Source organism: Tabrizicola sp. BL-A-41-H6, from assembly GCF_050632395.1.
In the GTDB taxonomy this organism is placed as follows: Bacteria; Pseudomonadota; Alphaproteobacteria; order Rhodobacterales; family Rhodobacteraceae; genus JAUYQR01.
On sequence record NZ_CP192600.1, the window covers coordinates 174,061 to 197,832 of the forward strand.

23 protein-coding genes are annotated in these 23,772 nt (G+C 64.9%); 12 read left to right on the forward strand and 11 right to left on the reverse strand.

Going from position 1 to position 23,772, the window contains the following annotated elements; translation table 11 throughout:
- Positions 1-100 precede the first annotated feature (100 nt).
- Genes ACROUL_RS00830 through ACROUL_RS00850 form a run of 5 tightly spaced genes read left to right on the forward strand, consistent with a single transcriptional unit; the run spans position 101 to position 6,689 of the window.
- The gene (locus ACROUL_RS00830) at positions 101-1,492 is read left to right on the forward strand and encodes a sugar ABC transporter permease (RefSeq protein WP_431297668.1); all 1,392 of its coding nucleotides are present in this window, start codon (positions 101-103) and stop codon (positions 1,490-1,492) included.
- Between the two features lie 7 nt (positions 1,493-1,499).
- A complete protein-coding gene (locus ACROUL_RS00835) occupies positions 1,500-2,270 on the forward strand; it encodes an ATP-binding cassette domain-containing protein (RefSeq protein ID WP_431297669.1) in 771 nt (256 codons plus the stop codon).
- Positions 2,270-3,709, forward strand: a complete 1,440-nt coding sequence (gene xylB / locus ACROUL_RS00840) for a xylulokinase (protein WP_431297670.1) — start codon at positions 2,270-2,272, stop codon at positions 3,707-3,709. The genes ACROUL_RS00835 and xylB overlap by 1 nt, the downstream gene beginning before the upstream one ends.
- Positions 3,710-3,720: 11 nt before the next feature.
- Positions 3,721-5,022 (forward strand): xylose isomerase, encoded by a 1,302-nt coding sequence (gene xylA / locus ACROUL_RS00845; RefSeq protein ID WP_431297671.1) that lies wholly within the window; start codon positions 3,721-3,723, stop codon positions 5,020-5,022.
- Positions 5,022-6,689 carry a glycoside hydrolase family 3 protein gene (locus ACROUL_RS00850; protein ID WP_431297672.1) on the forward strand — a complete coding sequence of 556 codons (1,668 nt, stop codon included), beginning with the start codon at positions 5,022-5,024 and terminating at the stop codon, positions 6,687-6,689. Before xylA ends, ACROUL_RS00850 begins: the two co-directional genes overlap by 1 nt.
- On the opposite strand, the gene ACROUL_RS00855 is transcribed toward ACROUL_RS00850, so the two are convergent.
- Positions 6,686-7,627 (reverse strand): YihY/virulence factor BrkB family protein, encoded by a 942-nt coding sequence (locus tag ACROUL_RS00855; RefSeq protein ID WP_431297673.1) that lies wholly within the window; start codon positions 7,625-7,627, stop codon positions 6,686-6,688. The genes ACROUL_RS00850 and ACROUL_RS00855 overlap by 4 nt on opposite strands.
- Between ACROUL_RS00855 and mgrA the strand changes: the two genes are divergently transcribed.
- Entirely contained in the window at positions 7,626-8,651 is a 1,026-nt protein-coding gene (gene mgrA, locus ACROUL_RS00860) for an L-glyceraldehyde 3-phosphate reductase (protein ID WP_431297674.1), read from the forward strand. The two genes, ACROUL_RS00855 and mgrA, sit on opposite strands and share 2 nt — an antisense overlap.
- 23 nt (positions 8,652-8,674) lie before the next feature.
- Here mgrA and ubiG read toward each other — a convergent pair whose 3' ends face one another.
- Positions 8,675-9,421: a bifunctional 2-polyprenyl-6-hydroxyphenol methylase/3-demethylubiquinol 3-O-methyltransferase UbiG gene (gene ubiG, locus ACROUL_RS00865; RefSeq protein WP_431297675.1), complete on the reverse strand. Its 747-nt coding sequence runs from the start codon at positions 9,419-9,421 to the stop codon at positions 8,675-8,677.
- Positions 9,422-9,478: 57 nt separating this feature from the next.
- Here ubiG and pip point away from each other — a divergent pair, with 57 nt between their 5' ends.
- The 5 genes from pip to ACROUL_RS00890 all read left to right on the forward strand — a co-directional run bounded on the left by pip (position 9,479) and on the right by ACROUL_RS00890 (position 15,438).
- Entirely contained in the window at positions 9,479-10,450 is a 972-nt protein-coding gene (pip, locus tag ACROUL_RS00870; protein ID WP_431301214.1) for a prolyl aminopeptidase, read from the forward strand.
- A gap of 107 nt (positions 10,451-10,557) precedes the next feature.
- Entirely contained in the window at positions 10,558-11,814 is a 1,257-nt protein-coding gene (locus ACROUL_RS00875) for an imelysin family protein (protein WP_431297676.1), read from the forward strand.
- An 84-nt stretch (positions 11,815-11,898) separates the two neighbouring features.
- Positions 11,899-13,401, forward strand: coding sequence for a di-heme oxidoredictase family protein (locus ACROUL_RS00880; protein ID WP_431301215.1), 1,503 nt, complete (start codon positions 11,899-11,901; stop codon positions 13,399-13,401).
- Positions 13,401-14,375 carry an imelysin family protein gene (locus ACROUL_RS00885; protein ID WP_431297677.1) on the forward strand — a complete coding sequence of 325 codons (975 nt, stop codon included), beginning with the start codon at positions 13,401-13,403 and terminating at the stop codon, positions 14,373-14,375. Before ACROUL_RS00880 ends, ACROUL_RS00885 begins: the two co-directional genes overlap by 1 nt.
- 1 nt (position 14,376) lies before the next feature.
- Positions 14,377-15,438 carry a DUF1513 domain-containing protein gene (locus tag ACROUL_RS00890; protein ID WP_431297678.1) on the forward strand — a complete coding sequence of 354 codons (1,062 nt, stop codon included), beginning with the start codon at positions 14,377-14,379 and terminating at the stop codon, positions 15,436-15,438.
- A 10-nt stretch (positions 15,439-15,448) separates the two neighbouring features.
- Here the strand turns inward: ACROUL_RS00890 and dxs are convergent, their stop codons facing one another.
- From dxs to ACROUL_RS00920, 6 genes are all read right to left on the reverse strand, one after another.
- The gene (gene dxs, locus ACROUL_RS00895) at positions 15,449-17,359 is read right to left on the reverse strand and encodes a 1-deoxy-D-xylulose-5-phosphate synthase (protein WP_431297679.1); all 1,911 of its coding nucleotides are present in this window, start codon (positions 17,357-17,359) and stop codon (positions 15,449-15,451) included.
- On the reverse strand, positions 17,360-18,229 hold the full coding sequence (locus ACROUL_RS00900) for a polyprenyl synthetase family protein (protein WP_431297680.1): 870 nt from the start codon (positions 18,227-18,229) through the stop codon (positions 17,360-17,362).
- The gene (locus ACROUL_RS00905) at positions 18,226-18,477 is read right to left on the reverse strand and encodes an exodeoxyribonuclease VII small subunit (protein ID WP_431297681.1); all 252 of its coding nucleotides are present in this window, start codon (positions 18,475-18,477) and stop codon (positions 18,226-18,228) included. Before ACROUL_RS00905 ends, ACROUL_RS00900 begins: the two co-directional genes overlap by 4 nt.
- Entirely contained in the window at positions 18,474-19,382 is a 909-nt protein-coding gene (locus tag ACROUL_RS00910) for a histone deacetylase family protein (protein ID WP_431297682.1), read from the reverse strand. The genes ACROUL_RS00905 and ACROUL_RS00910 overlap by 4 nt, the downstream gene beginning before the upstream one ends.
- 63 nt (positions 19,383-19,445) lie before the next feature.
- Positions 19,446-20,144 (reverse strand): response regulator, encoded by a 699-nt coding sequence (locus ACROUL_RS00915; RefSeq protein WP_431297683.1) that lies wholly within the window; start codon positions 20,142-20,144, stop codon positions 19,446-19,448.
- A complete protein-coding gene (locus ACROUL_RS00920) occupies positions 20,141-20,641 on the reverse strand; it encodes a MarR family winged helix-turn-helix transcriptional regulator (protein WP_431297684.1) in 501 nt (166 codons plus the stop codon). The genes ACROUL_RS00915 and ACROUL_RS00920 overlap by 4 nt, the downstream gene beginning before the upstream one ends.
- A 140-nt stretch (positions 20,642-20,781) precedes the next feature.
- Between ACROUL_RS00920 and ACROUL_RS00925 the strand changes: the two genes are divergently transcribed.
- On the forward strand, positions 20,782-21,648 hold the full coding sequence (locus ACROUL_RS00925) for a branched-chain amino acid aminotransferase (RefSeq protein WP_431297685.1): 867 nt from the start codon (positions 20,782-20,784) through the stop codon (positions 21,646-21,648).
- A gap of 71 nt (positions 21,649-21,719) precedes the next feature.
- Here the strand turns inward: ACROUL_RS00925 and ACROUL_RS00930 are convergent, their stop codons facing one another.
- The 3 genes from ACROUL_RS00930 to ACROUL_RS00940 form a co-directional block, all read right to left on the reverse strand.
- Complete coding sequence (locus ACROUL_RS00930; RefSeq protein WP_431297686.1) at positions 21,720-21,887, reverse strand: hypothetical protein; 168 nt, start codon at positions 21,885-21,887, stop codon at positions 21,720-21,722.
- A gap of 92 nt (positions 21,888-21,979) precedes the next feature.
- The gene (queG, locus tag ACROUL_RS00935; protein ID WP_431297687.1) at positions 21,980-23,017 is read right to left on the reverse strand and encodes a tRNA epoxyqueuosine(34) reductase QueG; all 1,038 of its coding nucleotides are present in this window, start codon (positions 23,015-23,017) and stop codon (positions 21,980-21,982) included.
- Positions 23,018-23,073: 56 nt separating this feature from the next.
- Entirely contained in the window at positions 23,074-23,739 is a 666-nt protein-coding gene (locus ACROUL_RS00940; protein WP_431297688.1) for a glutathione S-transferase family protein, read from the reverse strand.
- Positions 23,740-23,772 lie beyond the last annotated feature (33 nt).

Here is a 23,772-nt window from a genome sequence, read left to right on the forward strand (position 1 = left end):
CGAAGTCGGGTGGCCTCGCGCCCCAATGTGTGGGCGCAACGTGCGTGCTTTGCGCGCATTTGCGGCCCCGGCCCCTCCCTCTCATAGGTTGGACGAGGACATGACCGACACACCCCATTCCCCCCAAACAGCACAGTCGCAAGACGGCGCAGTAGCCCGCTTCCTGCGAGCGACCGAGATCGACCCCCGCCTTCTGGGCATGATCGGAGCCCTGGTATTGATCTGGGTGGCTTTCGAGGCCTACTCGACCATCGTGCTTGGGCGGCCTTCGTTGCTGCTTGGTGCCGCGCAGGCCGAAGCGAACGGCTTCCTGACGCCGCGCAACCTGTGGAACCTCAGCGTCCAGACCGCCTATATCGGCATCATGGCGACGGGCATGGTGCTGGTGATCATCACCCGCAACATCGACCTTTCGGTCGGGTCGATCATGGGCATGGTCGGCATGTACATGGGCCTTCTTCAGATCAGCTACCTGACGCCTGCCCTTGGTCTTGGGCATCCTTCGATCTGGATCATCACGGTGATCTTCGGCGTCGCCATGGGCGCGCTGATCGGGGCCTTCCAGGGGATGCTGATAGCGTTTCTCGGCATTCCGTCCTTCATCGTCACGCTCGGTGGCCTTCTGGTGTGGCGCGGCGCGGCCTTTCTGGTCGCCGGGGGCAAGACCATTGCGCCCCTGGACGAAAACTTCGCGCTGATCGGCGGCGGGTCGTTCGGCGCGCTGGGGCGGACCGGAAGCTGGATCTTCGCGGTCATCGCCTGCGTCTTCGTCGTCTGGGCCTTCGTCAGCGGACGCAAGTCGCGCCGCACGCACGGGTTTGCGCTGCGCCCGGTCTGGGCCGAGACCTTCGTGATCGGCCTTGTCTGCTCTGTGATCGTCGGGGCGACGGCGGTGGTCAACTCCTACATCTGGCCCAAGGGCAACATCGAGAAATACTATGCGTCGATCGGGCAGGAACTGCCGGAATGCGCCAAGGACAACGACACGATCTACAGCGGTGTCTGCGCCAGCTTCGGCCACGGCTTTGCCTATCCGGTGCTGATCCTGATCGCGGTGGCGATCTTCATGACCATCCTGATGACGCGCACCCGGTTTGGCCGCTATGTCTTTGCCATCGGCGGCAACCCCGAGGCTGCGGCCCTGTCGGGCATCAACACCCGCGCCATGACGGTGAAGATCTTCACCCTGATGGGCGGTCTGGCGGGCATCGCCGCCGTGATCGGCGCGGCGCGGCAGAACTCGGCCACCAACGCGATGGGTAACCTTGACGAGCTTTATGTCATTGCCGCCGCCGTGGTTGGCGGCACCTCGCTGGCAGGGGGCGTCGGCACGATCTACGGCGCCATCATCGGCGCGCTGATCCTGACGTCGTTGCAGACCGGGATGGTGCTGATCGGCTTTGGCGACGGTTCGTACCAGCGGATCGTGATCGGCATCGCGCTGGTGTTCGCCGTCTGGCTCGACATCGTCTACCGCAAACGCATCAAGTGACGGGGGAATGACCATGAAAAAACCGAACAGCGGCACTCCCCTGGTCGAGTTGCGCGACATCTCGATTTCCTTCGGGGGGATCAAGGCGGTCGACCATGTGACCGTCGATCTTTTCCCCGGTGAAGTTGTGGGCCTTCTGGGCCACAACGGCGCTGGCAAATCGACGCTGATCAAGTGCCTGTCGGGGGCTTACAAGGCCGACGCGGGCGAAATCCTGATCAACGGCGAGAAGGTCGATATCAACAGCCCGCGCGACGCCCGCGCGCTGAACATCGAAACGATCTACCAGACGCTGGCTTTGGCCGATAACCTCGACGCTGCATCGAACCTGTTTCTCGGGCGCGAGCTGGTCAACGCCTTCGGCTTCGTCGACGAATCGAAGATGGAAGCCGAGACGCGCAAGATCATGGCGCGATTGAACCCGAACTTCCGCAAGTTCAACGTGCCGGTCAGCGCCCTTTCCGGCGGTCAACGCCAGTCGGTCGCCATCGCGCGGGCGGTGTATTTCAACGCCAAGATCCTGATCATGGACGAACCCACCGCAGCCCTTGGCCCGCACGAGACGCAGATGGTGTCGGAACTGATCCAGGAGCTGAAGGCGCAGGGCCTTGGCATCTTCCTGATCGAGCACGACATCCACAACGTGATGAAGCTCTGTGACCGTGCGTCGGTGATGAAGAACGGCCAGCTTGTCGGGACGGTGAACGTCGATGAGGTGACCGACGAAGACATCCTTTCGATGATCATCCTCGGGAAAAAACCCGCCAAGGCCGCGTGATGTACATCGGCCTTGATCTTGGCACCTCCGGTCTGAAGGGGGTTCTGATCGACGACGCGCAGGTGGTGGTGGCCGAAGCGACCGCCCCCCTGACCGTCAGCCGCCCGGCAGACGGGTGGAGCGAGCAGGCGCCGTCGGACTGGATCACTGCGGCGGAAGCCGTGATGGACCAGTTATCGGCAAAGGGCCTTGGTGACGTGCGCGCGATCGGGCTTTCCGGCCAGATGCATGGCGCGACGCTGCTGGACGCGAGCGACGAGGTGCTGCGGCCCTGCATGCTGTGGAACGACACCCGCGCCCATGCCGAAGCGGCCGAGATGGACGAAGACCCGATGTTCCGCCGGATCATCGGCAACATCGTGTTTCCCGGCTTTACCGCGCCGAAGGTGGCCTGGGTGCAGAAGCACGAGCCGCGGATCTGGGAAAAGATCGCAAAGATCCTGCTGCCGAAAGATTATCTGCGGCTGTGGCTGACGGGTGAGCATGTCGGGGATATGTCGGATGCCTCGGGCACCGCGTGGTTCGATACCGGCAAGCGCGACTGGTCGGATGACCTGTTGACCGCCACCGGGTTCAGCCGGGCCAACATGCCACGGCTGGTCGAAGGCTCGGCCCCCTCCGGCGTGATGCGCGATGCGCTGGCCGCCCGCTGGGGTCTGCCGAAAGGCGTGATCGTGGCCGGCGGTGGCGGCGACAACGCCGCCTCCGGCGTGGGCGTCGGTGTGGTGCGCGCGGGTGAGGCGTTCGTGTCGCTTGGCACCTCGGGCGTCCTTTTCGCGGTGAATGACGGCTATCAGCCGGACCCGGCGTCGGCCGTTCACACCTTCTGCCATGCCGTGCCGGACACCTGGCACCAGATGGGCGTGATCCTGGCCGCGACGGATGCCTTGAACTGGTATGCGCGGCTGGTCGGGCAGGATGCGGCGACGCTGACAGCCGACCTTGGCCCCTTGCAAGCGCCTAGGAAGACCGTGTTCCTGCCCTATCTTGGCGGCGAGCGGACGCCGATCAACTCCCCCACCATGCGGGGTGCGTTCACCGGGCTGGAACATGTCACCGACCGCAACGCCGCCACGCGGGCGGTGCTGGAAGGTGTGGCGTTTGCCTTCCGTGACTGCCGCGATGTGCTGGCCGCGACGGGGACCAAGCTGAACACGCTTCTGGCAGTGGGCGGCGGCTCACGCTCCGACTACTGGCTGTCCGCTATCGCCACGGCGCTTGGCGTGCCGCTGCAGGTGCCGGTTGCAGGCGATTTCGGCGGGGCTTACGGTGCCGCGCGGCTTGGCCTGATGGCCGCCACCGGTGCCGGGGCCGAGATTGCAACCCTGCCCAAGATCGCCCGGGTCATTGAACCCGATGCCTCCCTTTCCGACGCTTTCGACGCGGGCCATGCCCGTTTCCGCGCCGCCCAATCGGCTATTCGCGGCCTGACAACCTAAGGACCACTTCCATGACCGACTTCTTCAAAGGCATCCCCGCGATCAAATTCGAGGGCGCTGGCAGCCGCAACGAGTTTGCCTTCCGCCATTACAATCCCGACGAGGTGATCCTTGGCAAGCGGATGGAGGACCATCTGCGCTTTGCCGTCGCCTACTGGCACAGCTTTGCCTGGCCCGGCGGCGACCCGTTCGGCGGCCAGACCTTCGAGCGCCCGTGGTTCGGTGACACGATGGCGCTGGCCAAGATGAAGGCCGACGTGGCGTTCGAGATGTTCGATATCCTCGGCCAGCCGTTCTACTGCTTCCACGATGCCGATGTGCGGCCGGAGGGTGCGACCTTCGCGGACTCGAAGCGCAACCTTGACGAAATCGTCGATTACCTTGGCGAAAAGCAGAGCACCCACAAAGCCAAGCTTCTCTGGGGCACGGCGAACCTCTTTTCCCACCGCCGCTTCATGTCGGGTGCCGCCACCAACCCCGATCCGGACGTCTACGCCTATGCCGCCGCCACGGTGAAGGCGAACATGGACGCAACGCACAAGCTGGGCGGGCAGAACTATGTGCTGTGGGGCGGTCGCGAGGGGTATGAGACCCTGCTGAACACCGACCTCAAGGCCGAGCGCGCGCACGCGGGCCGCTTCCTGCAGCAGGTGGTGGACTACAAGCACAAGATCGGCTTCAAGGGCGCGATCCTGATCGAGCCGAAGCCGCAGGAACCCTCGAAGCACCAGTATGACTACGACGTGGCCACGGTTTACGGCTTCCTCGTCGAATTCGGGCTGGAGAAGGAGGTTCAGGTCAACATCGAACAGGGCCATGCGATCCTTGCCGGGCACAGCTTTGAACACGAGATCGGGCTGGCCGCCGCGCTTGGCATCTTCGGGTCAATCGACATGAACCGGAACGACTATCAGTCCGGCTGGGATACCGACCAGTTCCCGAACAACCACGCCGAAAAGGCCGTGGCGTTCTACGAAATCCTCAAGGCGGGCGGCTTCAAGACCGGCGGCGTGAACTTCGACGCCAAGATCCGGCGTCAAAGCCTTGATCCGGAAGACCTGATCCTCGCGCATGTCGGCGGCATGGACACCTGCGCGCGCGCGCTGAAAGCCGCCGCCGCGCTGATGGAATCGGGCGAGATGGAGGCTGCCGTGAAGGCCCGCTACGCCGGCTGGAACGACCCCAAGGCGCAGGCGATGCTGAAGGGCGGGCTTGAAGAGGCTGCCGCCCGCGTGACCGCCGAAGGGCTGGAACCGCAGCCGAAATCGGGCCGTCAGGAGCGGCTGGAAAACCTCTGGAACCGTTACGTCTGATGACCGAGATCGACCGCATCCTTTCCGCCCCGCCGTTCAATCTTGATCCGGCGGGGCGGGAGTGGGTGCGGGCAACCCTTTCGGGGATGACCGAGGCGGCCAAGGTGCGGCATTTGTTCGTGCATTCGGTGCACGGCAGCGGGCCGGACGAGGTGGCGCGGCTGACGGCGTTGCAGCCAGCCGGTTTCACCAAGTTCTTCGGCACCGATGCGAAGGCCGAGCTTGATACGCTGGACGCGCTGCGTGCCGGGGCGGTCATTCCCTACCTCGTCAGCGCCGATCTTGAAGGCAGCCGGATGAGCCTGCCCTTCGGGACCGAGGTGCCGAACCCCTTGGCGCTGGCGGCCGTGGATGATGTTCAGGCGTCGGAAGCGGTGGCGCGGATCATGGCCGAAGAGGCGCGCGCTGCGGGCATCAACTGGTCGTTCACGCCGGTGATCGACATCAACGCGCTGTTCCGGTCGGCCATTGTGGCGACGCGGGGGCTTGGGTCCGACCCCGCGCGCATCAATGCGCACGCGCTGGCGCATATCCGGGGCTTGCAAGGCCACGGCGTTGCGGCGACGGCGAAGCACTGGCCCGGCGAAGGCCATGACGACCGCGACCAGCATCTGTTGACCACGATCAACCCCCTCTCGCTGGCCGAGTGGGAAGCGACCCACGGTGCGCTTTACCGCAGCATGATCGAGGCGGGCGTGATGGCCGTGATGGCGGGGCATATCGCCTTTCCGGCCTACGTGCTGGCGCACGATCCCAACGCGGGGCTTGAGGCTTATCGCCCGGCATCGACTTCGCCGCTTCTGAACCAGACGCTCCTGCGCGGCGAGTTGGGCTTCAACGGCGTGATCGTGTCAGACGCAACGCCGATGGCCGGGTTCGGTTCTTGGGCCAATCGCGACGAGATGCTGCCCGAGGTGGTGTCCTCGGGCTGCGACGCGATCCTGTTCTCGGACGAGCCCGAGGCCGATATCGCGCGGATCGAAGCGGCGCTCGACGACGGGCGTCTTGCGCGCGACCGGCTGGATCTGGCGATGGTGCGGGTTCTGGGGCTGAAAGCGGCTCTATCTTTGCATGAAACCGGAAAAACGCCGGCCGACCGGACCAGGCTTTTCAACCCCACGAACGCGCAAGAGGCCGAGGCGGTGACGGCCCGCGCGCCGACGCTGGTAAAGGATGTGCGGGGCATTCTTCCCCTGTCGCCCGATCGGCATCGCCGCGTGCTGATCTGCACGACCGGCATCATCACGCCCCTGCATGGCGCCGGAGCAGCGATGGTGTTCCCCGACCTGATGCGCGCCGAAGGGTTCGATGTCACGCTGTATGCCCCCGAAGCGCGGCCCGATCCGCGCGACTTCGACCTGATGCTGTTTCTGATGGGCGAGGAAACGCTGTTGACCCGAGGGCGCATCTTTCTGGACTGGAACCGCCTGATGGGTGGCCTGCACGGTGCGATGCGGCGGTATTGGCATCAGGTGCCGACCGCCCTGATCTCCTTCGGCTACCCCTATTACCTGTATGATGCCCCCCGGATGCCCTGCGTCGTCAATGCCTACGCCACGATGGACACGATGCAGCGCGCGACGCTGGACTGCCTTCTGGGCCGCGCCCCGTTCCTCGGGCAAAACCCTGTCGATCCATTCTGCGGACTGCCCGACGCGCGGTTCTAGCGCGGCCCAAGAGGGAGGCGCATGCGTTCGTCGATCTCGGCATTGATTGCGCCACCAAGAAGCACGGCCCAGACGCTGAGGTAGAGCCATGTCATCAGGATGATGACAGCGCCGATCGAGCCATAGATCGTGTTGTAGCTGTTGAAATTCGCCAGATAGACCGAAAATCCGATCGACACGCCCGACCAGGCGATGGTGGCCACCAGAACGCCCACGGTGATCCACGGGCTGCGAAAGCCGCCGGGGACATTGGGGCCAAAACGGTACAGGATAGACAGGCACGTCAGCACCAGAATGGACATCGCGCCCCAGGGCAGCACGCCGATCAGCCACGCCTCGAAACTGCCGAAGGTGACATAGTTGAGCAGGATCGGCACAACCACCACTGTCACCAGCGCCACCATCAGCGCGCCGATCAAGGCCCCCGTCAGCATGAAATCCACCGCCCATGACCAAAGCCAGCTGCGCGGCCGCGCCCGGTGCACGACATCCAGACCCTGCACCAGCGCTGATACCCCGGCGCGCGCCGAATAGACCGCGATGGCAAGCGAGATCGCCGTGGCCCAGCCAACGGCGCCACGCGGTGCCGTCATCAATCCGATGACCTGGTCATGCACCAGGGTCGCGGCCTCGGCCGGCAGGAACCGCTCGGCCACCGCCAGATATTCGCCGATCACGCCCGGATCGGCCACCATGCTCCAGATCGCGATGGTGGCGGTCAGTCCGGGGAACACGGCAAACATCGCATAGAACGCCACGCCTGCCGCGATCAGCGAGAAGTGACCCTCCGCAACACGCTTCCAGACCGCGACGATGAAATCCCAATATTTGGCGATGTGGCTACGCATCCGGTCACAATGGCCGAGGTGTATCGCCTGCACAACTTGCGGCGTTCCGATTGGCGTGAAATGTTGGCCACCGAAGGAGACCTGCCGCATGACCTATTCCCCCCGCGACGACCGTTATGACCGCATGATCTACAACCGCTGCGGAGCCACCGGCCTGAAGCTGCCGGCGATCTCGCTTGGGCTGTGGCACAACTTCGGCCACGATACGCCACATGCCACCAAGCAGGCGATCTGCCGCACCGCCTTTGACCACGGCATCACACATTTCGATCTGGCCAACAACTACGGCCCGCCCGCTGGCAGCGCCGAAGAGGCGTTCGGCGATCTGATGAAGACCGATTTCCGCCTGCATAGAGACGAATTGATCGTGTCGTCGAAGGCCGGCTACCACATGTGGAACGGGCCTTACGGCGAATGGGGCAGCCGCAAATACCTGATCTCGTCCTGCGACCAGAGCCTGAGGCGGATGGGCCTTGATTACGTCGACATCTTTTATTCGCATCGCTTTGATCCCGACACGCCGCTGGAAGAAACCATGGGCGCGCTGGATCATATCGTGCGGTCGGGCCGCGCGCTTTATGTGGGCATCTCCAGCTACAACAGCCAGCGCACCCGCGAGGCTTATGCCATCCTGAAAGACCTTGGTACGCCTCTGGTCATTCACCAGCCCAGCTACAACATCCTGAACCGCTGGGTCGAAACCGACGGGCTGAAAGACACGCTGGCGGACCTGGGCGTCGGCTCCATCGCCTTCATTCCCTTGGCGCAGGGCATCCTGACCAAGAAATACCTGAACGGCATCCCGGCGGGCAGCCGTGCAACGCAGGACAAGTCGCTGGACCCTTCGGTGGTGGAAAAGGCGGTCGGGTCGGTCAGAAAGCTGAACGAGATGGCCGAGGCCCGTGGCCAGACACTGGCGCAGATGGCGCTGGCCTGGGTGCTGCGCGGCGGCGGCATCACCAGTGCGTTGATCGGCGCCTCAAGTGCTGCACAGGTCGAAGACTGCGCGGGTGCTATCCGCAACCTTGACTTCACCGCCGAAGAACTAGCCCGCATCGACGCCATTTCCGAAGAAAAGGACATCAACCTCTGGGCCAAATCCTCCAGCGACTAGTGAAGCCAACGAACCGGCGGCAATCATGCCGCCGGTTTCACCGACGCGGTGACGTAGTTGCAACTGAGGTCGCGGTCAGACAGGCTCCATGACCAGCCGACCGGGTTGAACACCATGCCCTTGCGGTCCACAGGCGTCAGGCCAGCGCCCCGGATCAGGGCGTAAAGCTCGTCCGGCGTGATGAACTTCTGCCAGTCATGCGTGCCTTTCGGCAGCCAGCGCATCACCCATTCGGCCCCGATGATCGCCATCATGAAGCTTTTGGCGTTGCGGTTCAGGGTTGAGCAGATCATCAGCCCGCCGGGTTTCAAAAGCTGCTGGCAGGCGGTCAGATAGCCCTGCGGGTCGGCGACATGTTCGACAACTTCCATGTTCAGCACGACGTCGAACTGTTCGCCCGCCTCGGCCAGCGCTTCGGCGGTGGTGTGGCGGTAATCGATCGTTAGGCCCGATTGCTGGGCATGCAGCTGCGCCACGGGGATGTTGCGCGGTGCGGCATCGGCCCCCACCACATCGGCGCCAAGCCGCGCCATCGGTTCGGCCAAAAGCCCGCCGCCGCAGCCGATATCGAGGATGCGCAGGCCCTTGAACGGCAGGGGCCCGGCAAGATCGCGGCCAAATTCGGCGCCGATCTGGCTGGTGATATAGCCCAACCGGCAGGGGTTCAGCATGTGCAGCGGCTTGAACTTGCCCTCGGGGTTCCACCACTCGGCCGCCATCGCTTCGAACTTGGCAACTTCGCCGGGATCGACGGTCTGCGTGGCTTGCATCTTGGTCTCCTCATTGCCCGTTCACTTGCGGCTCTGGCAGGGCTATATAGGGCGATGATGGATCAAAGATCAGGTCAAAAGCGCGCAGTCGAATTTCTTTACCCGCCGATCGATCCCTTCGATCAGCGCGTCATCGACATGGGCGACGGGCACCGAATCTACGTCGAACAATGTGGGCGGCGCGACGGAATTCCGGTGATCGTGTTCCACGGCGGGCCGGGTGGCGGCTGTTCGCCCGCAATGCGGCGCTATTTCGACCCTTCGGTTTACCGGATCGTGCTTTTCGACCAGCGTGGCTGCGGACGGTCACGGCCCCATGCAAGCGTCATCGAAAACACCACCTGGCACCTGATTCGCGACGTCGAGGTGATTCGTCAGGCCTTGGGCATCGAGCAGTTCATCGCCTTTGGCGGCAGTTGGGGGGCCACGCTGGCGCTGATCTACGCGATCAGCCACCCGGAGTGTGTGACCCATCTGGTGCTGCGCGGCGTGTTCCTGATGACCAAGGCGGAGTTGAAATGGTTCTACGGCGGCGGGGCGGGCAACTTCTTTCCCGAGCTTTGGAACCGTTTCGTCAACGCCATCCCCTTGGCCGAGCGTGACAACCTGATCGCCGCCTATAACCGGCGCCTGTTTTCCGGCAACCTGATGGAAGAATCCCGGTTCGGCCGGATCTGGGCAAATTGGGAAAACGCGCTTGCCTCGATCCACCACGAGGGGCCGATGGGCGAAAGCCCGTCCGACTATGCGCGCGCCTTTTCGCGGCTGGAGAACCACTACTTCCAGAACGGCGGCTTTCTGCAATCCGATGGCTGGATCCTGCGCGAACGGCCCCGAATCGAGCACATCCCCTGCACCATCGTGCAGGGTCGTTATGACATGATCTGCCCGCCAGTTTCGGCGTGGAAGCTGGCTGATGGCTGGGACAAGTGCCACCTGAAGATGGTCGGGCTGGCTGGCCATGCCCTGTCGGAACCCGGCATCAGTGAGGCGCTGGTGCGCGTGATGGACGCACTGCACAGCGACTGATCGGCCCGAGTCGATACCCAACTAAAAGAATCGGCTTTACTCCAAAGTGTTTTTGTCGGAAATCTTGGGCGATGCGGCTGCGGCCGAACTTTGCGCAAGGACCACGAATGACCCGCCTTTTCGCCGCAAGCCTGCTTTCCACCACGCTCTGCGCGCCCGTTCTGGCCGCCGAACCGGCCGAAGTTCTGTCGCATTATGCCGACATTGCCGCCGCCACCTATGGCGACAGCCTGACCGCCGCCAAGACGCTGCAGACGGCGGTTGCCGACCTGATCGCCACGCCCTCTGACGCCACGCTGCAAGCCGCGAAGGCCGCGTGGATCGCCGCCCGCGCACCTTACCAGCAGACCGAGGCGTTTCGCTTTGCCAACCCGGTGGTCGATGACTGGGAAGGTAGGGTGAACTCTTGGCCCTTGGACGAAGGGCTGATCGACTATGTCGCCGCTGGCAGCGCGGTGAACGAAGAGAACGACCTTGCCACGCTTAACGTGATCGCCACGCCGAAATTCACCCTGTCGGGGGCCGAGGTGGACGCAACGACCATCACGCCGGCGCTGATCTCCGGCTCGCTGCACGAAGCGGGCGGGATCGAGGCGAACGTCGCCTCTGGCTACCATGCCATCGAATTCATGCTGTGGGGGCAGGATCTTAACGGCACCGGCCCGGGGGCAGGCGCGCGGCCCTTCACCGATTACGTACAGGGCGATGGCTGCACCAACGGCAACTGCGACCGCCGCGCCGCCTATCTGCAAGCTGCGACCGACCTTCTGGTATCCGACCTTGATTACATCGTCGCCCAATGGGCCGAAGACGGCGCCGCGCGCAAGGTCGTGACCACCGATCCGAAAACGGGGCTGCTGGCGATGCTGACCGGGATGGGCAGCCTGTCTTACGGCGAGCTTGCGGGCGAGCGGATGAAACTGGGCCTGATGCTGAACGATCCCGAGGAAGAGGAGGACTGTTTCTCCGACAATACCCATAATAGTCACTATTTTGATGGGGTTGGTATACGAAACGTCTATACGGGCAGCTATACGCGTATGGACGGCACGGTGCTGAAAGGGCCATCGCTTTCGGAACTGGTCGCTGCGGCTGATCCGGCGGTGGACAGCCAGTTGCAGGCCGAACTTGATGCTTCGGTTGCTGCCCTTCTGGCGGTCAAGACGGCCGCCGAAGGTGGCCTTGCCTATGACCAGATGCTGGAGGCCGGCAATGCCAAAGGCGAGGCGCTGATCATGGGCGCGGTCGATGCGCTGGTGACGCAGACCGCGTCGATCGAACGGGCGGTGACGGCGCTTGGACTGTCGAAGATCGACTTCGAAGGGTCTGAAAGCCTGGACAACCCTGACGCCATTTTCCAGTAAGGGGCATCGGGCCTGACCATGCAGATGCGGCAAACCATCGTGAAGCGGGTCGCTTTTGCCCGCAAAGGACGTAACGGTGGCACCATGCTGCGCGCCCTTCTGATCCTGCCGCTGCTTTGCCTTCCCGCCGTCGGGCAGACGCTTGATGATCGCCACCTGCCCGTCATCCCCCGCACCAAGGCCGAGGTGGCGCGGGTCGCGGCGATCCTTGCACCGCCGACCGATTTCACGAAACCCGAGACGTTCGAGGCAAAGCCCGCCGGGGCCGCCACCGTGCGGGCCCGCGCCACGACCGATGCCTTCAGCCAGTTGTCCGCCAACATGCCGTTCGAGCATGAGATGGACTTCAAGCTTGGCAATGCGCTGTTTCGCAAGACCTGGGTTGCGGCGCCGGCCTCCACCCTCGCCTCGGATGGTCTTGGTCCGCTTTACAACGCCCGCGCCTGTCAGGATTGCCACCTGAAGGACGGTCGCGGCCACCCGCCCGAAGGCCCCGACGATGGCCGCGTGTCGATGTTCCTGCGCCTGTCGCTGCCCGGTGGCACCGACCCCGACGGCATTGCCGAGTGGCTGGCGACGCAGCCCGTACCGGATTACGGCGGCCAGTTGCAAGACCTAGCCGCCCCCGGCCACGCCGCCGAAGGGCAGATGACCGTCAGCTACAACGACCTGCCCGTGACCCTTGGCGATAGCACCACGGTCACGCTCCGCGCGCCCAGCTACGGCATCGCCGACCCCGGCTATGGCGCGCTTTCGCCCGACCTGCAGATCTCGCCCCGCGTCGCGCCGCAGATGATCGGCCTTGGTTTGCTGGAAGCGATCCCCGCCGCCGATATCGTGGCACTGGCAGACCCCGACGACGCCGACGGCGACGGTATCTCGGGACGCGCGCAGATCGTGCCCTCGGTGGAATATGGCGTGCCGATGCTGGGTCGCTTCGGCTTCAAGGCGGGTGCGCCGACAATACGCGAACAGTCGGCGGGCGCCTTCTCCGGTGACATGGGCCTGTCAACATCGCTGCACCCAGACCCGTGGGGCGATTGTCCGCAAACCACCTGCATCGGCGCGCCGCACGGTCAGGAACCGGGCATCCGCGACGGGCTGGAGGTCGACAAGGCTAGTCTCGACCTTGTAACTTTCTATTCCCGCAATCTCGGGGTTCCAGAGCGGCGCAAGGTGGGCGACCCTCAGGTGCTGCGCGGAAAAGAGCTGTTCCACGAGATGAATTGCTCCGGTTGCCACAGCCCGAAGCACGTCACGAACCGGCTGGACGGCCAACCGGAGCAAAGCTTCCAGCTGATCTGGCCCTATACCGACCTTCTGTTGCACGACATGGGGCCGGGCCTTGCCGACGATCGCCCCGAAGGCCGCGCCACCGGGTCGGAATGGAAAACCCCCCCGCTGTGGGGCATAGGCCTGACGGCGCAGGTTTCCGGCCACACGCAATTCCTGCATGATGGCCGCGCCCGCACCCTTCTGGAGGCGATCCTCTGGCACGGGGGCGAGGCGCAGGCCGCCCGCGACGCCGCCGCCGCACTGCCGAAACCTGACCGCGATGCCCTGATCGCCTTTCTGGAAAGCCTGTGATGAAGCGCACCCTTCTTGCCCTCGGTCTTGCCGTTGTCGCCACCGCCGCCCGGGCCGACTATCCCGAGACTGTGCGTGACCACATTCTGCCGGGCTACGCCGCCTTGGCCGAAACCACCGCCAAGCTGGCGGCGACGGCGACTGAAACCTGCGATTCCGCCATGTTAGAGCCGCTTTTTCAAAGCGCGTTCGATGCCTGGATGGCTGTCCAGCATCTGAACTTCGGCCCGGTGGAGGAGGACGGGCGCCGCCTTGCGATACAATACTGGCCCGATCCCAAGGGGTCCGGCGCCAAGGCCCAGATGGCCCTGCTGAAGGGTGATCCCGCGAAACTGGCGCCGGACGCTTTTGCCCAACAGTCGGTTGCCGCGCGTGGCCTGATGGCGCTGGAACGGCTGCTTTACCCCGCCGAGCCGCTGCCCGCCGATCCCTGCCCGCTGATCCGCGCCACCGCCACCGACCTTGCCGCCACCGCCGCCTCGGTGAACGCAGGTTGGACGGGGGGCTATGCCGACAGCGTGCTGACGGCAGGCGACCCCGACAACACGGTCTTCTTGACCGGTCCCGAAGTGCGGCAGGTGCTGTTCACCCAGCTTGCCGCCGGGTTGGAGTTTCTGGCCGACAGCCGGATCGCCCGCCCGCTTGGCACCTTCGACGCGCCCCATCCCGAACGCGCCGAGGCCCGCGCGTCGGGCCGGTCCTTGCGCAACATCACCCTGTCCCTGCAGGCGATGCGCGGCATGGTCGAGACGCTGACCCCCGATGCCCCGCTGACCATCGCCGCCTTCGACAAGGCGATCTCGCTGGCCGGAGCGATCGACGACCCCACCCTCGCGGGCGTCGCTACGCCGCAGGGCCATCTCAAGCTTGAAATCCTTGGCCAGTCCGTCGACAACATCCGCGCGGTGATCCTGTCGGAACTGGCGCCCGAGCTGGATGTGGGCATCGGCTTCAACGCAGGCGACGGAGACTGACATGACCAGCCGCCGTGGATTTCTGGCCGGTCTTGCCGCGCTTGCCATGCCGCTGCCGTCCTGGGCCGATGCGGGCAGCCCCGATCTTCTGGCCGCAGCCAAGGTCAGCGACGGGTATCAACTGTACGGCCTCAGCGCGGCGGGCCAGACGATCTTTGCCCTGCCGTTGCCGGCGCGCGGGCACGCCGCCGCCGCGCACCCGACCCGCCCGCTTGCCGTGGCGTTCGCGCGCCGCCCCGGAACCTTTGCCGTGGTTATCGACTGCGCAACGGGCGCCGAAACCCACCGCTTGACTCCACCCGAGGGCCGCCAGTTCAACGGCCACGGCGCGTTTTCAGCAGGCGGAGAGACGCTTTTCACCTCGGAGGTTGTTGCCGCCACTTCCGAAGGCCGCATCGGCATCTGGCGCAGCGTCGACTTTACACGGATCGGCGAGTTTTCCTCTGGCGGCATCGGCCCGCATGACCTGAAGCGCCTTGCCGACGGCAGCCTGATCGTCGCCAACGGCGGCATCCGGACCGATCCGACCGACCGCACCAAGCTCAACGTCCCCGACATGCGCCCGGCGCTTGCGCATCTGTCAGCGGACGGCACGCTGCTGGCAACAGGCGTCCTGCCCGACGCGCTGCACCAAAATTCGATCCGCCACCTTGCGTTGTCGGCGGATGGCAGCGTCGCCTTCGCCGTGCAATGGGAGGGAGATCCGGCCATAACAGTGCCGCTTTTGGGCTACTGGACGCCGGGGCAAACCCCGCGTCTGGCCGCCACGCCGGAGGCCGAGCTTGCCCGGATGAAAGGCTATGCCGGCAGCATCGCCATGCTGGCCGATGGCACGACCGCCATCACTTCGCCCCGAGGTGGTGTGGTGCTGATCCATGCCGCAGACGGCACGCATCTTGCCAGCCACACCCGCGCCGACATCTGCGGTGTGTCCGCCCATGCCAGCGGCTTTATCGCGACGGATGGCGGCGGTGCGCTTTGGGCCTGCGATCAGGCGGGCCTCACGCTGCTTGCCCAAGGTGGCCCCGCCTGGGACAACCACCTTGTCGCGGTATCTGTGTAAGGCGCCTTCCTCAGGCGCGCTTGCCCACCACCGCAACTCCCAGCGTTTCCAGAACCTTCGTTTCGATATGGGCTGCGTCCATCCCAGCCACGCGGTACATCGCCTCGGGGCTGGCGTGGTCGATGAACACGTCCGGCAACACCATCGAGCGGTACTTCAGCCCCCGGTCAAACACCGCCGCCTCTGCCAGAAGCTGTGCGACATGGCTGCCAAAGCCGCCGATCGCGCCTTCTTCGACCGTGATCAGCGCCTCATGCTCGCGCGCAAGCCGCAGGATCAGGTCGCGGTCCAAGGGCTTGGCGAACCGCGCATCCGCCACCGTCACCGACACCCCGCGCCCGGCAAGGCTTTCGGCAGCCTTCGTCACCTCGGCCAGACGCGTGCCGAACGACAGGATCGCCACGCGCGTCCCTTCGCGGATGATCCGGCCCTTGCCGATTTCCAGCGGCACGCCTCGCGCAGGCATCTCCACCCCCACGCCCTCGCCGCGTGGGAAGCGGAAGGCGATCGGCCCCGCGTCATGCGCGGCAGCCGTCGCCACCATATGCACCAGTTCGGCCTCGTCGGCGGCGGCCATCACGACGAACCCCGGCAGGTTGGCCAGAAACGCCACGTCGAACGCCCCCGCATGGGTCGCGCCGTCTGCACCCACCAACCCGGCTCGGTCGATGGCAAAGCGCACCGGCAGGCGCTGGATCGCCACATCATGCACGACCTGATCGTAACCGCGCTGCAGGAAGGTGGAATAGATCGCGCAGAACGGCTTCATCCCGCCGGCCGCCAGCGCAGCGCTGAAGGTCACCCCGTGCTGTTCCGCGATCCCAACGTCGAAGCACCGTTTCGGAAAGCGGTCGGCAAAGAGGTTCAGCCCGGTCCCGTCCGGCATCGCCGCCGTCACCGCGACGATTTTCGCGTCCCGCTCGGCTTCCGCAATCAGGGTCTGCGCGAAAACCTTGGTGTAGGACGGCGCGTTCGACACTGCTTTTGCCTGCACCCCGGTCAGCACATCGAACTTGCCCGTCGCGTGGCCCTTGTCGCGGGCGGCTTCGGCAGGGGCATAGCCCTTGCCCTTCTTCGTCAGCACGTGGATCAGCATCGGCCCTGTCGCCCGCGCCTTCACGGTGCGCAGCACCGGCAAAAGCGCATCAAGATCATGCCCGTCGATCGGCCCGACATAGGAAAACCCCAACGCCTCGAACAGGGTGCCGCCGATGGTCAGACCCTTCAGCATGTCCTTCGCGCGCTTGGCACCTTCCTGAAAGGGCGGTGGCAACAGGCTGACAAAGCCCTTCGCCGCCTGTTTCAGGTCCTGCATCGGCGCTTCGGAATAAAGCTTCGACAGGTAGGACGACAGCGCCCCCACCGGCGGGGCAATCGACATCTCGTTGTCGTTCAGAATTACGAACAGCCGCTTGCCCAGATGGCCCGCGTTGTTCATTGCCTCGAACGCCATGCCACCCGACATCGCGCCATCACCAATGACCGCAATCGCATCGCCCGGATCACCGCCAAGCTCATCCGCCATCGCAAATCCCAGCGCGGCGGAGATCGAGGTTGACGAATGTGCTGCGCCAAACGGGTCGTAGGGGCTTTCCGACCGCTTGGTAAAGCCCGACAGCCCGCCTTCGGTGCGCAAGGTGCGAATCCGGTCGCGCCGCCCGGTCAGGATCTTGTGTGGATAGCACTGGTGCCCAACATCCCAGATCAGCTTGTCGCGCGGCGTGTCGAACACCGCGTGCAACGCCACCGTCAGTTCCACTACGCCCAGACCCGCGCCCAGATGCCCGCCCGTCACCGAAACGGCGGCAATCGTCTCGGCGCGCAGCTCGTCGGCCAGTTGGCGCAGCTCTCGGTCGGTCAGGCCCTTCAGGTCGGCGGGCAGTTTCACCCGGTCCAGAAGCGGTGTCGGCACGTCCGTCATTCAACTCTCCCGCGCGATCACGAACCGCGCCGCTTCCTTCAACAACTCCGCCCGGTCGCCATAGGGCGCCAGCGCGTCGCAAGCCTCACCCACCAACGCCGCTGCCCGCGCCCGCGCTCCCTCCAGCCCCAGAAGCGAGACGAACGTCGCCTTGCCCGCCTCGGCGTCCTTGTGCAACCGCTTTCCGGCCTTCGCCGCATCGCCCGTCTCGTCAAGGATATCGTCGGCAATCTGGAAGGCGAGGCCCAGCGCCGTGGCATAGGCGCGCAGCGGTGCGGTATCGGCTTTGGCGATGATCGCGCCCGCTTCGGCGGCAAAGCCGATCAGCGCGCCGGTCTTGCCAGCCTGCAAGCGGATGATCGCGTCCAGCGTCAAGGGCGCGGCGGCGGTTTCGGCGGAAATGTCCAAGGCCTGCCCCAACACCATGCCCTCGGCACCCGAGGCCTTGGCCAGCCCCTGCACCAGCGCGATCCGCACGTCACCGGACCCCAGCGCCGGGTCGCACAGCAACTCGAACGCCAGCGTCTGCAACGCGTCGCCAGCCAAAATCGCCGTCGCCTCATCCCATTTCACATGCACCGTGGGCTGGCCCCGGCGCAGATCGTCGTCATCCATTGCAGGCAAGTCGTCATGCACCAGCGAATAGGCGTGCAACGCCTCGACCGCTGCGGCTGCGCTCACGGCCTGCGCCTCGCTCATGCCGAACATCCGCGCGCCTTCCAACACCAGAAACCCGCGCAGCCGCTTGCCGCCCTGCACCGTGTAGCGCATCGCCTGAATGACCGGCTCGTCGGCCATGCCTGCCGTGGCCTGATCCAACCGCGTCTGAATCAGCGCGGCATCCGCCGCCAACCGTTCGGGAAAGGTCACATCCCCTCCACCGGCGTGGTGCCGACGGCGCGGCCTTCCTGCGCGCGGATCAGTTCGACCTTTTCTTCGGCGTCCTTCAGCTTGGCCGCGCAGTGCGCCTTCAGCGCCGCCCCGCGCTCATAAAGCGCGATCGACTGCTCCAGCGGCACGTCGCCCCGTTCCAACTGCCCGACAACCTGCTCCAGCGCGATCATCGCCTCTTCGAAAGTCATCGCGCCAATCGGCTTTTCCGTCGGTTTGTCGTTCATCGGCCCCGCTCCTCAAGCACCTGCACATGCGCGGCGACCGAAGCCGCCAGCGCAGACAGATCATAGCCGCCCTCAAGTGTCGAGACCACCCGCCCCCCGGCAAAATCGCACAACCGCCCGGTCAGCCAGCCGTAATCTTCCGCCTGCCACTCCAGCCCCGCGAGGGGATCGTCCGCGTGGGCATCGAACCCGGCCGAGATCAGCAGCAACTCCGGCTGCCACGCCTCAAGTGCGGGAAACACCAGCCGCTCATAGGCCGCTCGCATCTCCACCCCACCCGATCCCGCGCGCAACGGCACGTTCAGTACCTGCCCATGCGCGCCGCGCTCCTCCGCCCGCCCGGTGCCGGGATAAAGCGGCATCTGGTGGCTGGAGGCGAACAGACACCGCCCCTCGTCCCACAAAAGATCCTGCGTCCCGTTGCCGTGATGCACGTCGAAATCGACAATCGCCACGCGGGCCAGCCCGTGGTGATCAAGTGCCCGCTTCGCCCCGATGGCAACGGTCCCGAACAGGCAAAAGCCCATCGCGGTTTCCCGTTCCGCATGGTGCCCCGGCGGGCGGCAGGCCACGAAAGCACTCCGCGCCTCGCCCGTCACCACCGCATCGACGGCGGCGCAAATCCCGCCCACCGCCCGCATCGCCGCATGATAAGACCCAGGCGACATGTAGGTATCGCCGTCCAGTTGCGTCCACCCCGCCTCCGGCACCGCGCCCTTCACCCGGGCCAGATACCGCGCCGGATGGCAGCGCAGCACATCGGCCTCATCCCCCATCGGGCAATCGCGCCGCTCCACCGCCAGGCCGGACAAACCCGCTTCCACCGCCGCCAACCGTTCCACCCGTTCGGGGTGGCCCGGCGGGGTCACATGGCCCGCACAGTCGGAATGCGAAAACACCAGCATGGCTTGCTCTTTTCAAAAAACTCCACGGGGTCCGGGGGGCATGATCGCCCTGGCAGCCAGCAATCAATCCGGCTGCAGCATGTATCCCTCGCCCCGCACCGTCTGCAGATAGCGCGGCGCCTTCGGGTCATCCTCGATCTTGCGCCGCAGGCGGGTGATCTGCACATCCACTGCCCGCTCCTGCGCGGCATCATCGCGGCCAAGGTCGCCCACCAGTCGGTCACGGCTGATCGGGTTGCCGGGCTGTGCGGCAAAGATCCGCATCAGTTGCGCTTCGGTCGCGGTCAGCCGCACCAGGCTTTGTCCGCGCCACATCTCGCCCCGGTCCAGATCATAGCGCACCGACCCCAGATGCAGGATCTTCGGCACCGGTTCGGCCACTTTCACCTGCGGCACCCGGCGCAGGATCGCGTTGATCCGCAGCAGCAGTTCCTTCGGCTCGAAGGGCTTGGTCAGGTAATCATCCGCGCCCGCCTCGAACCCCTCGATCCGGTTCGCCGCCTCGCCCCGCGCGGTCAACAGAAGGATCGGCGTCGCCATCCGTTTGCGCAGATCGCGGGTCAGCGACACGCCATCTTCGCCCGGCATCATCACGTCCAGCACGATCAGATCGAACTCCAGCCCCGCCAGCAGTCGGCGCGCCTGCGCCGCATCCCGCGCCGCCGAGACCAGAAAGCCGCTGCGGATCAGGAATTTCTGCAACAGCCCCCGGATGCGTTCGTCGTCATCGACGATCAGCAGATGCGCCTGCGTTTCGGTCATGTCCCGCCCTCTTTCAGACGGTTGTACTGCCGCCGCATCTCCGGGTCCATCATCGCTTCCAGCACTTGCCGAAAGCCCTGCACCGCCTGCGGCCCCGCCGCCCGATAAGCCGCTCGCATCCGCGCCCGCTGCGCATCCGACAGTTCACGTTCCAGCATCAGCCCCTTTTCGGTCAGGAACAGATGCCGTTCCCGCGCATCCTCGCGTCCCTTGTCACTTCGGACCAACCCATCCTCGATCAGGCTGCGCAGTACCCGGTTCAAGGATTGCTTCGTCACCCCCAGAATGGCCAGCAGGTTCGAAACCGTGGTGCCCGGACTGCGGTGTATGAAGTGGATCGCCCGGTGATGCGCGCGGCCGTAATCCATGCCTTCCAGAATCCGGTCCGGATCGGCCGTAAACCCGCGATAGGCAAAGAACATCGCCTCGATACCCTTGCGCAACTGCTCGTCCGTCAGGAACAGCAGCCCGTCGCTTGTCGCCGCACTGTCTGACATCTGCACCTCCCGTTTCGGCGAAGTTACGTCAGCCTTGTTGACATTCCAAGTCACAAGACGTAGCAATCCGACGGTTTGGCGCAAGAATATGTCCGAAACGGACCTAACTCGCGCAATATGTGCAAAGCGAGGAGGCTTCGATGGCTGGCTACGACGATCGCGACGGATTCATCTGGATGGATGGCAAACTGGTGGACTGGCGCTCTGCCAATGTCCACATCCTGACCCACGCCATGCACTACGCCTCATCCGTCTTTGAAGGCGAACGCTGCTACAACGGCAAGATCTTCAAATCGACCGAACATTCCGAACGTCTCCGCACGTCCGGCGAACTTCTCGACATGCCGCTCCCCTACAGCGTGGCAGAGATCAACGCCGCCAAGGAAGCCACGCTCAAGGCCAACAACCTGACTGACGCCTACATCCGCGCCATCGCCTGGCGTGGCGTGGGCGAAGACATGGGTGTCGCGGCCAAGCGCAACCCGATCCGCATGGCCGTGGCCGTCTGGACATGGGGCAGCTATTACGGCGACGCCAAGATGAAGGGCGCCAAGCTCGACATCGCCAAGTGGAAGCGCCCGTCGCCCGAAACCATCCCCCACGCCGCCAAGGCCGCCGGTCTTTACATGATCTGCACCATGTCGAAGCACGCCGCCGAAGCCAAAGGCTGCTCTGACGCCATGATGTTCGACTATCGCGGCTATGTGGCCGAGGCGACGGGTGCCAACATCTTCTTCGTCAAGGACGGCGAGGTGCACACCCCGAAGGCCGACGCCTTCCTGAACGGCATCACTCGCCAGACCGTGATCGGCATGCTGAAAGATATGCAGATCAAGGTCCACGAACGCCACATCATGCCCGAAGAACTGGAAGGCTTCGAACAATGCTGGCTTACCGGCACCGCAGCCGAGGTCACCCCGGTCGGCCAGATCGGTGATTACAACTTCGAGGTCGGCGATCTGACCAAGCGCGTCGCGATGGAATACGAAAAGCTCGTCCGCGCCTGACACCTGCCCGAAATGAAAACGGCGTCGAACCCCTCGGTTCGACGCCGCCGTCATTTGCCGTGGGCGACCGGTCAGGCGGTGCGGCCACGCTCGATCCGCAGGAATTGGATCAGGCGCGATGGCCCGGCCTCTTCCTGCTTGCGATGCCAGGTTTCCCGTCTGGCCCGCGCGATCGCCAGAAACCGCTGGACGCGAACCCCGCTCGGAGTTGCCCTCTTGTCGGCGACGTGACGTGACATGTTTCGGTCCTTTCACTCGACTCACCGTAAAAGCTTAGCACACCTCGGCCGGTTTCGCGCCACCTGCGCGCAGGAGCCTTGGGCGCTGTCGGTCAAACCTTGCCGATCGACAGGCGCCCCACCGCCCAACGCGCGGCATCGGCCACCACCGGGTCGGGATCATCGGCCAACCCCTGCGCCACCCCGCGCAATCCCGTCGCACCCGAATTGCCGATGGCGTAAAGCACATTCCTCACAAACCGGTCCCGCCCGATCCGCTTGATCGGGCTACCTGCAAACCGCGCCCGAAACCCCGCATCATCCAGCGCCGCCAATTCCGCCAGCGCGGGCAACCCGACCTTCGGCTGATAGCCGATTTCGCGCGCAGCAACGGCGAACTTGTTCCACGGGCAGACCGCAAGGCAATCATCGCAGCCATAGATCCGGTTGCCCATCAGCCCGCGCAACTCCGGGTCCACCGGCCCCTTGTGCTCGATCGTCAGGTAGGAAATGCAGCGCCGCGCATCAAGTTGATAGGGTGCGGGAAACGCCGCCGTGGGGCAGACATCCAGACAGGCCCGGCAACTGCCGCAATGGTCCACCTCCGCCGCATCCGGCTCCAGATCCAGCGTCGTGAAGATCGCGCCCAGAAACACCCAGTTACCCAGATCCCGGCCCAGAAGGTTGGTGTGCTTGCCCTGCCAGCCCAAGCCCGCCGCCTGCGCCAAGGGTTTTTCCATGACCGGTGCCGTATCGACGAACACCTTGATCTCGCCCCCCGCCTGATCCAGCAGCCACCGCCCCAGCCGCTTCAACCGCCGCTTCACGAGGTCATGGTAATCGCGGCCCTGCGCATAGACGCTGACCACCCCACGGTCGCGCGCCGCCAGCCCCGCCATCGGGTCACCCTCCGGCGTATAGGCCTCCGCCAGCATCACCACCGACCGCGCCTCCGGCCACAGCGCCGCCGCGTTCCCGCGCCAGCCTTCGCGCTCGGCCATCCAGCCCATCTGCCCGTGCCGCCCGGCCTCAAGCCACGCACGCAGCCGCTCCGCCGTCCCAGGCACCGCATCAGGCCGACAGATGCCGATCTTTGAAAACCCTTCCACAAGCGCCCGCGCCTGCAGGGAATGCTTAAGGGCCTCTTTCATCTGTCCTCAAATATCCCACGGGGGTCCGGGGGTGTGAAACCCGCGGGGGCGCCGGCTCAGAAATCCAGATCGGCATAATGCGCCGCCGGCGGAAAACCCGACACCTGATCCGCCAGCAGCGTGCGGAAACTCGGCCGCGACTTGATCTTGGCGTACCAATCCTTCAGCACCGCATGCCGGTTCCAGTCGACGTCGCTGATGTAATCCAAGCAGCTCAGATGCGCGGCGGCCGTGAAATCCGCCAGCGTCATCACATCGCCCGCCAGCCAGCGCCGCTGATCCAACAGCCACGCCATGTAATCGAGGTGATACTTGATCCGCGTCGACCCGGCCTTGACGTTCTTGCTGTCGGGATAGCCCTGCCCGGTGACCTTCTTGTTGACACGCTCGTACAGAAGCTTCGACGTCACCTCGCTCTGGAACTTGTCGTCGAACCACGCACACAGGCGGCGCACCTCGTACCGCGCATCGGGGTCGCGCGGCAAAAGCGGGGGCGCCGGCACGATCTCTTCAAGGTATTCGCAGATCGCCTGGCTTTCGCTCAACACCCGGCCATCCATCCGCAGCACAGGCACCTTGCCCGCCGGATTGCGGCGCAGGAAATCGGGCGACGGCTCCCAATACCGCTCCTCGACCAGCTCCACCTCGATCTTCTTTTCGGCCAAGGTCAGCCGCACCTTGCGGCAGAACGGCGACAGCGGAACGTGGTACAGGCGGTTCATCGGACGGGTACCTCTGGCATTCCCCCTCATTGC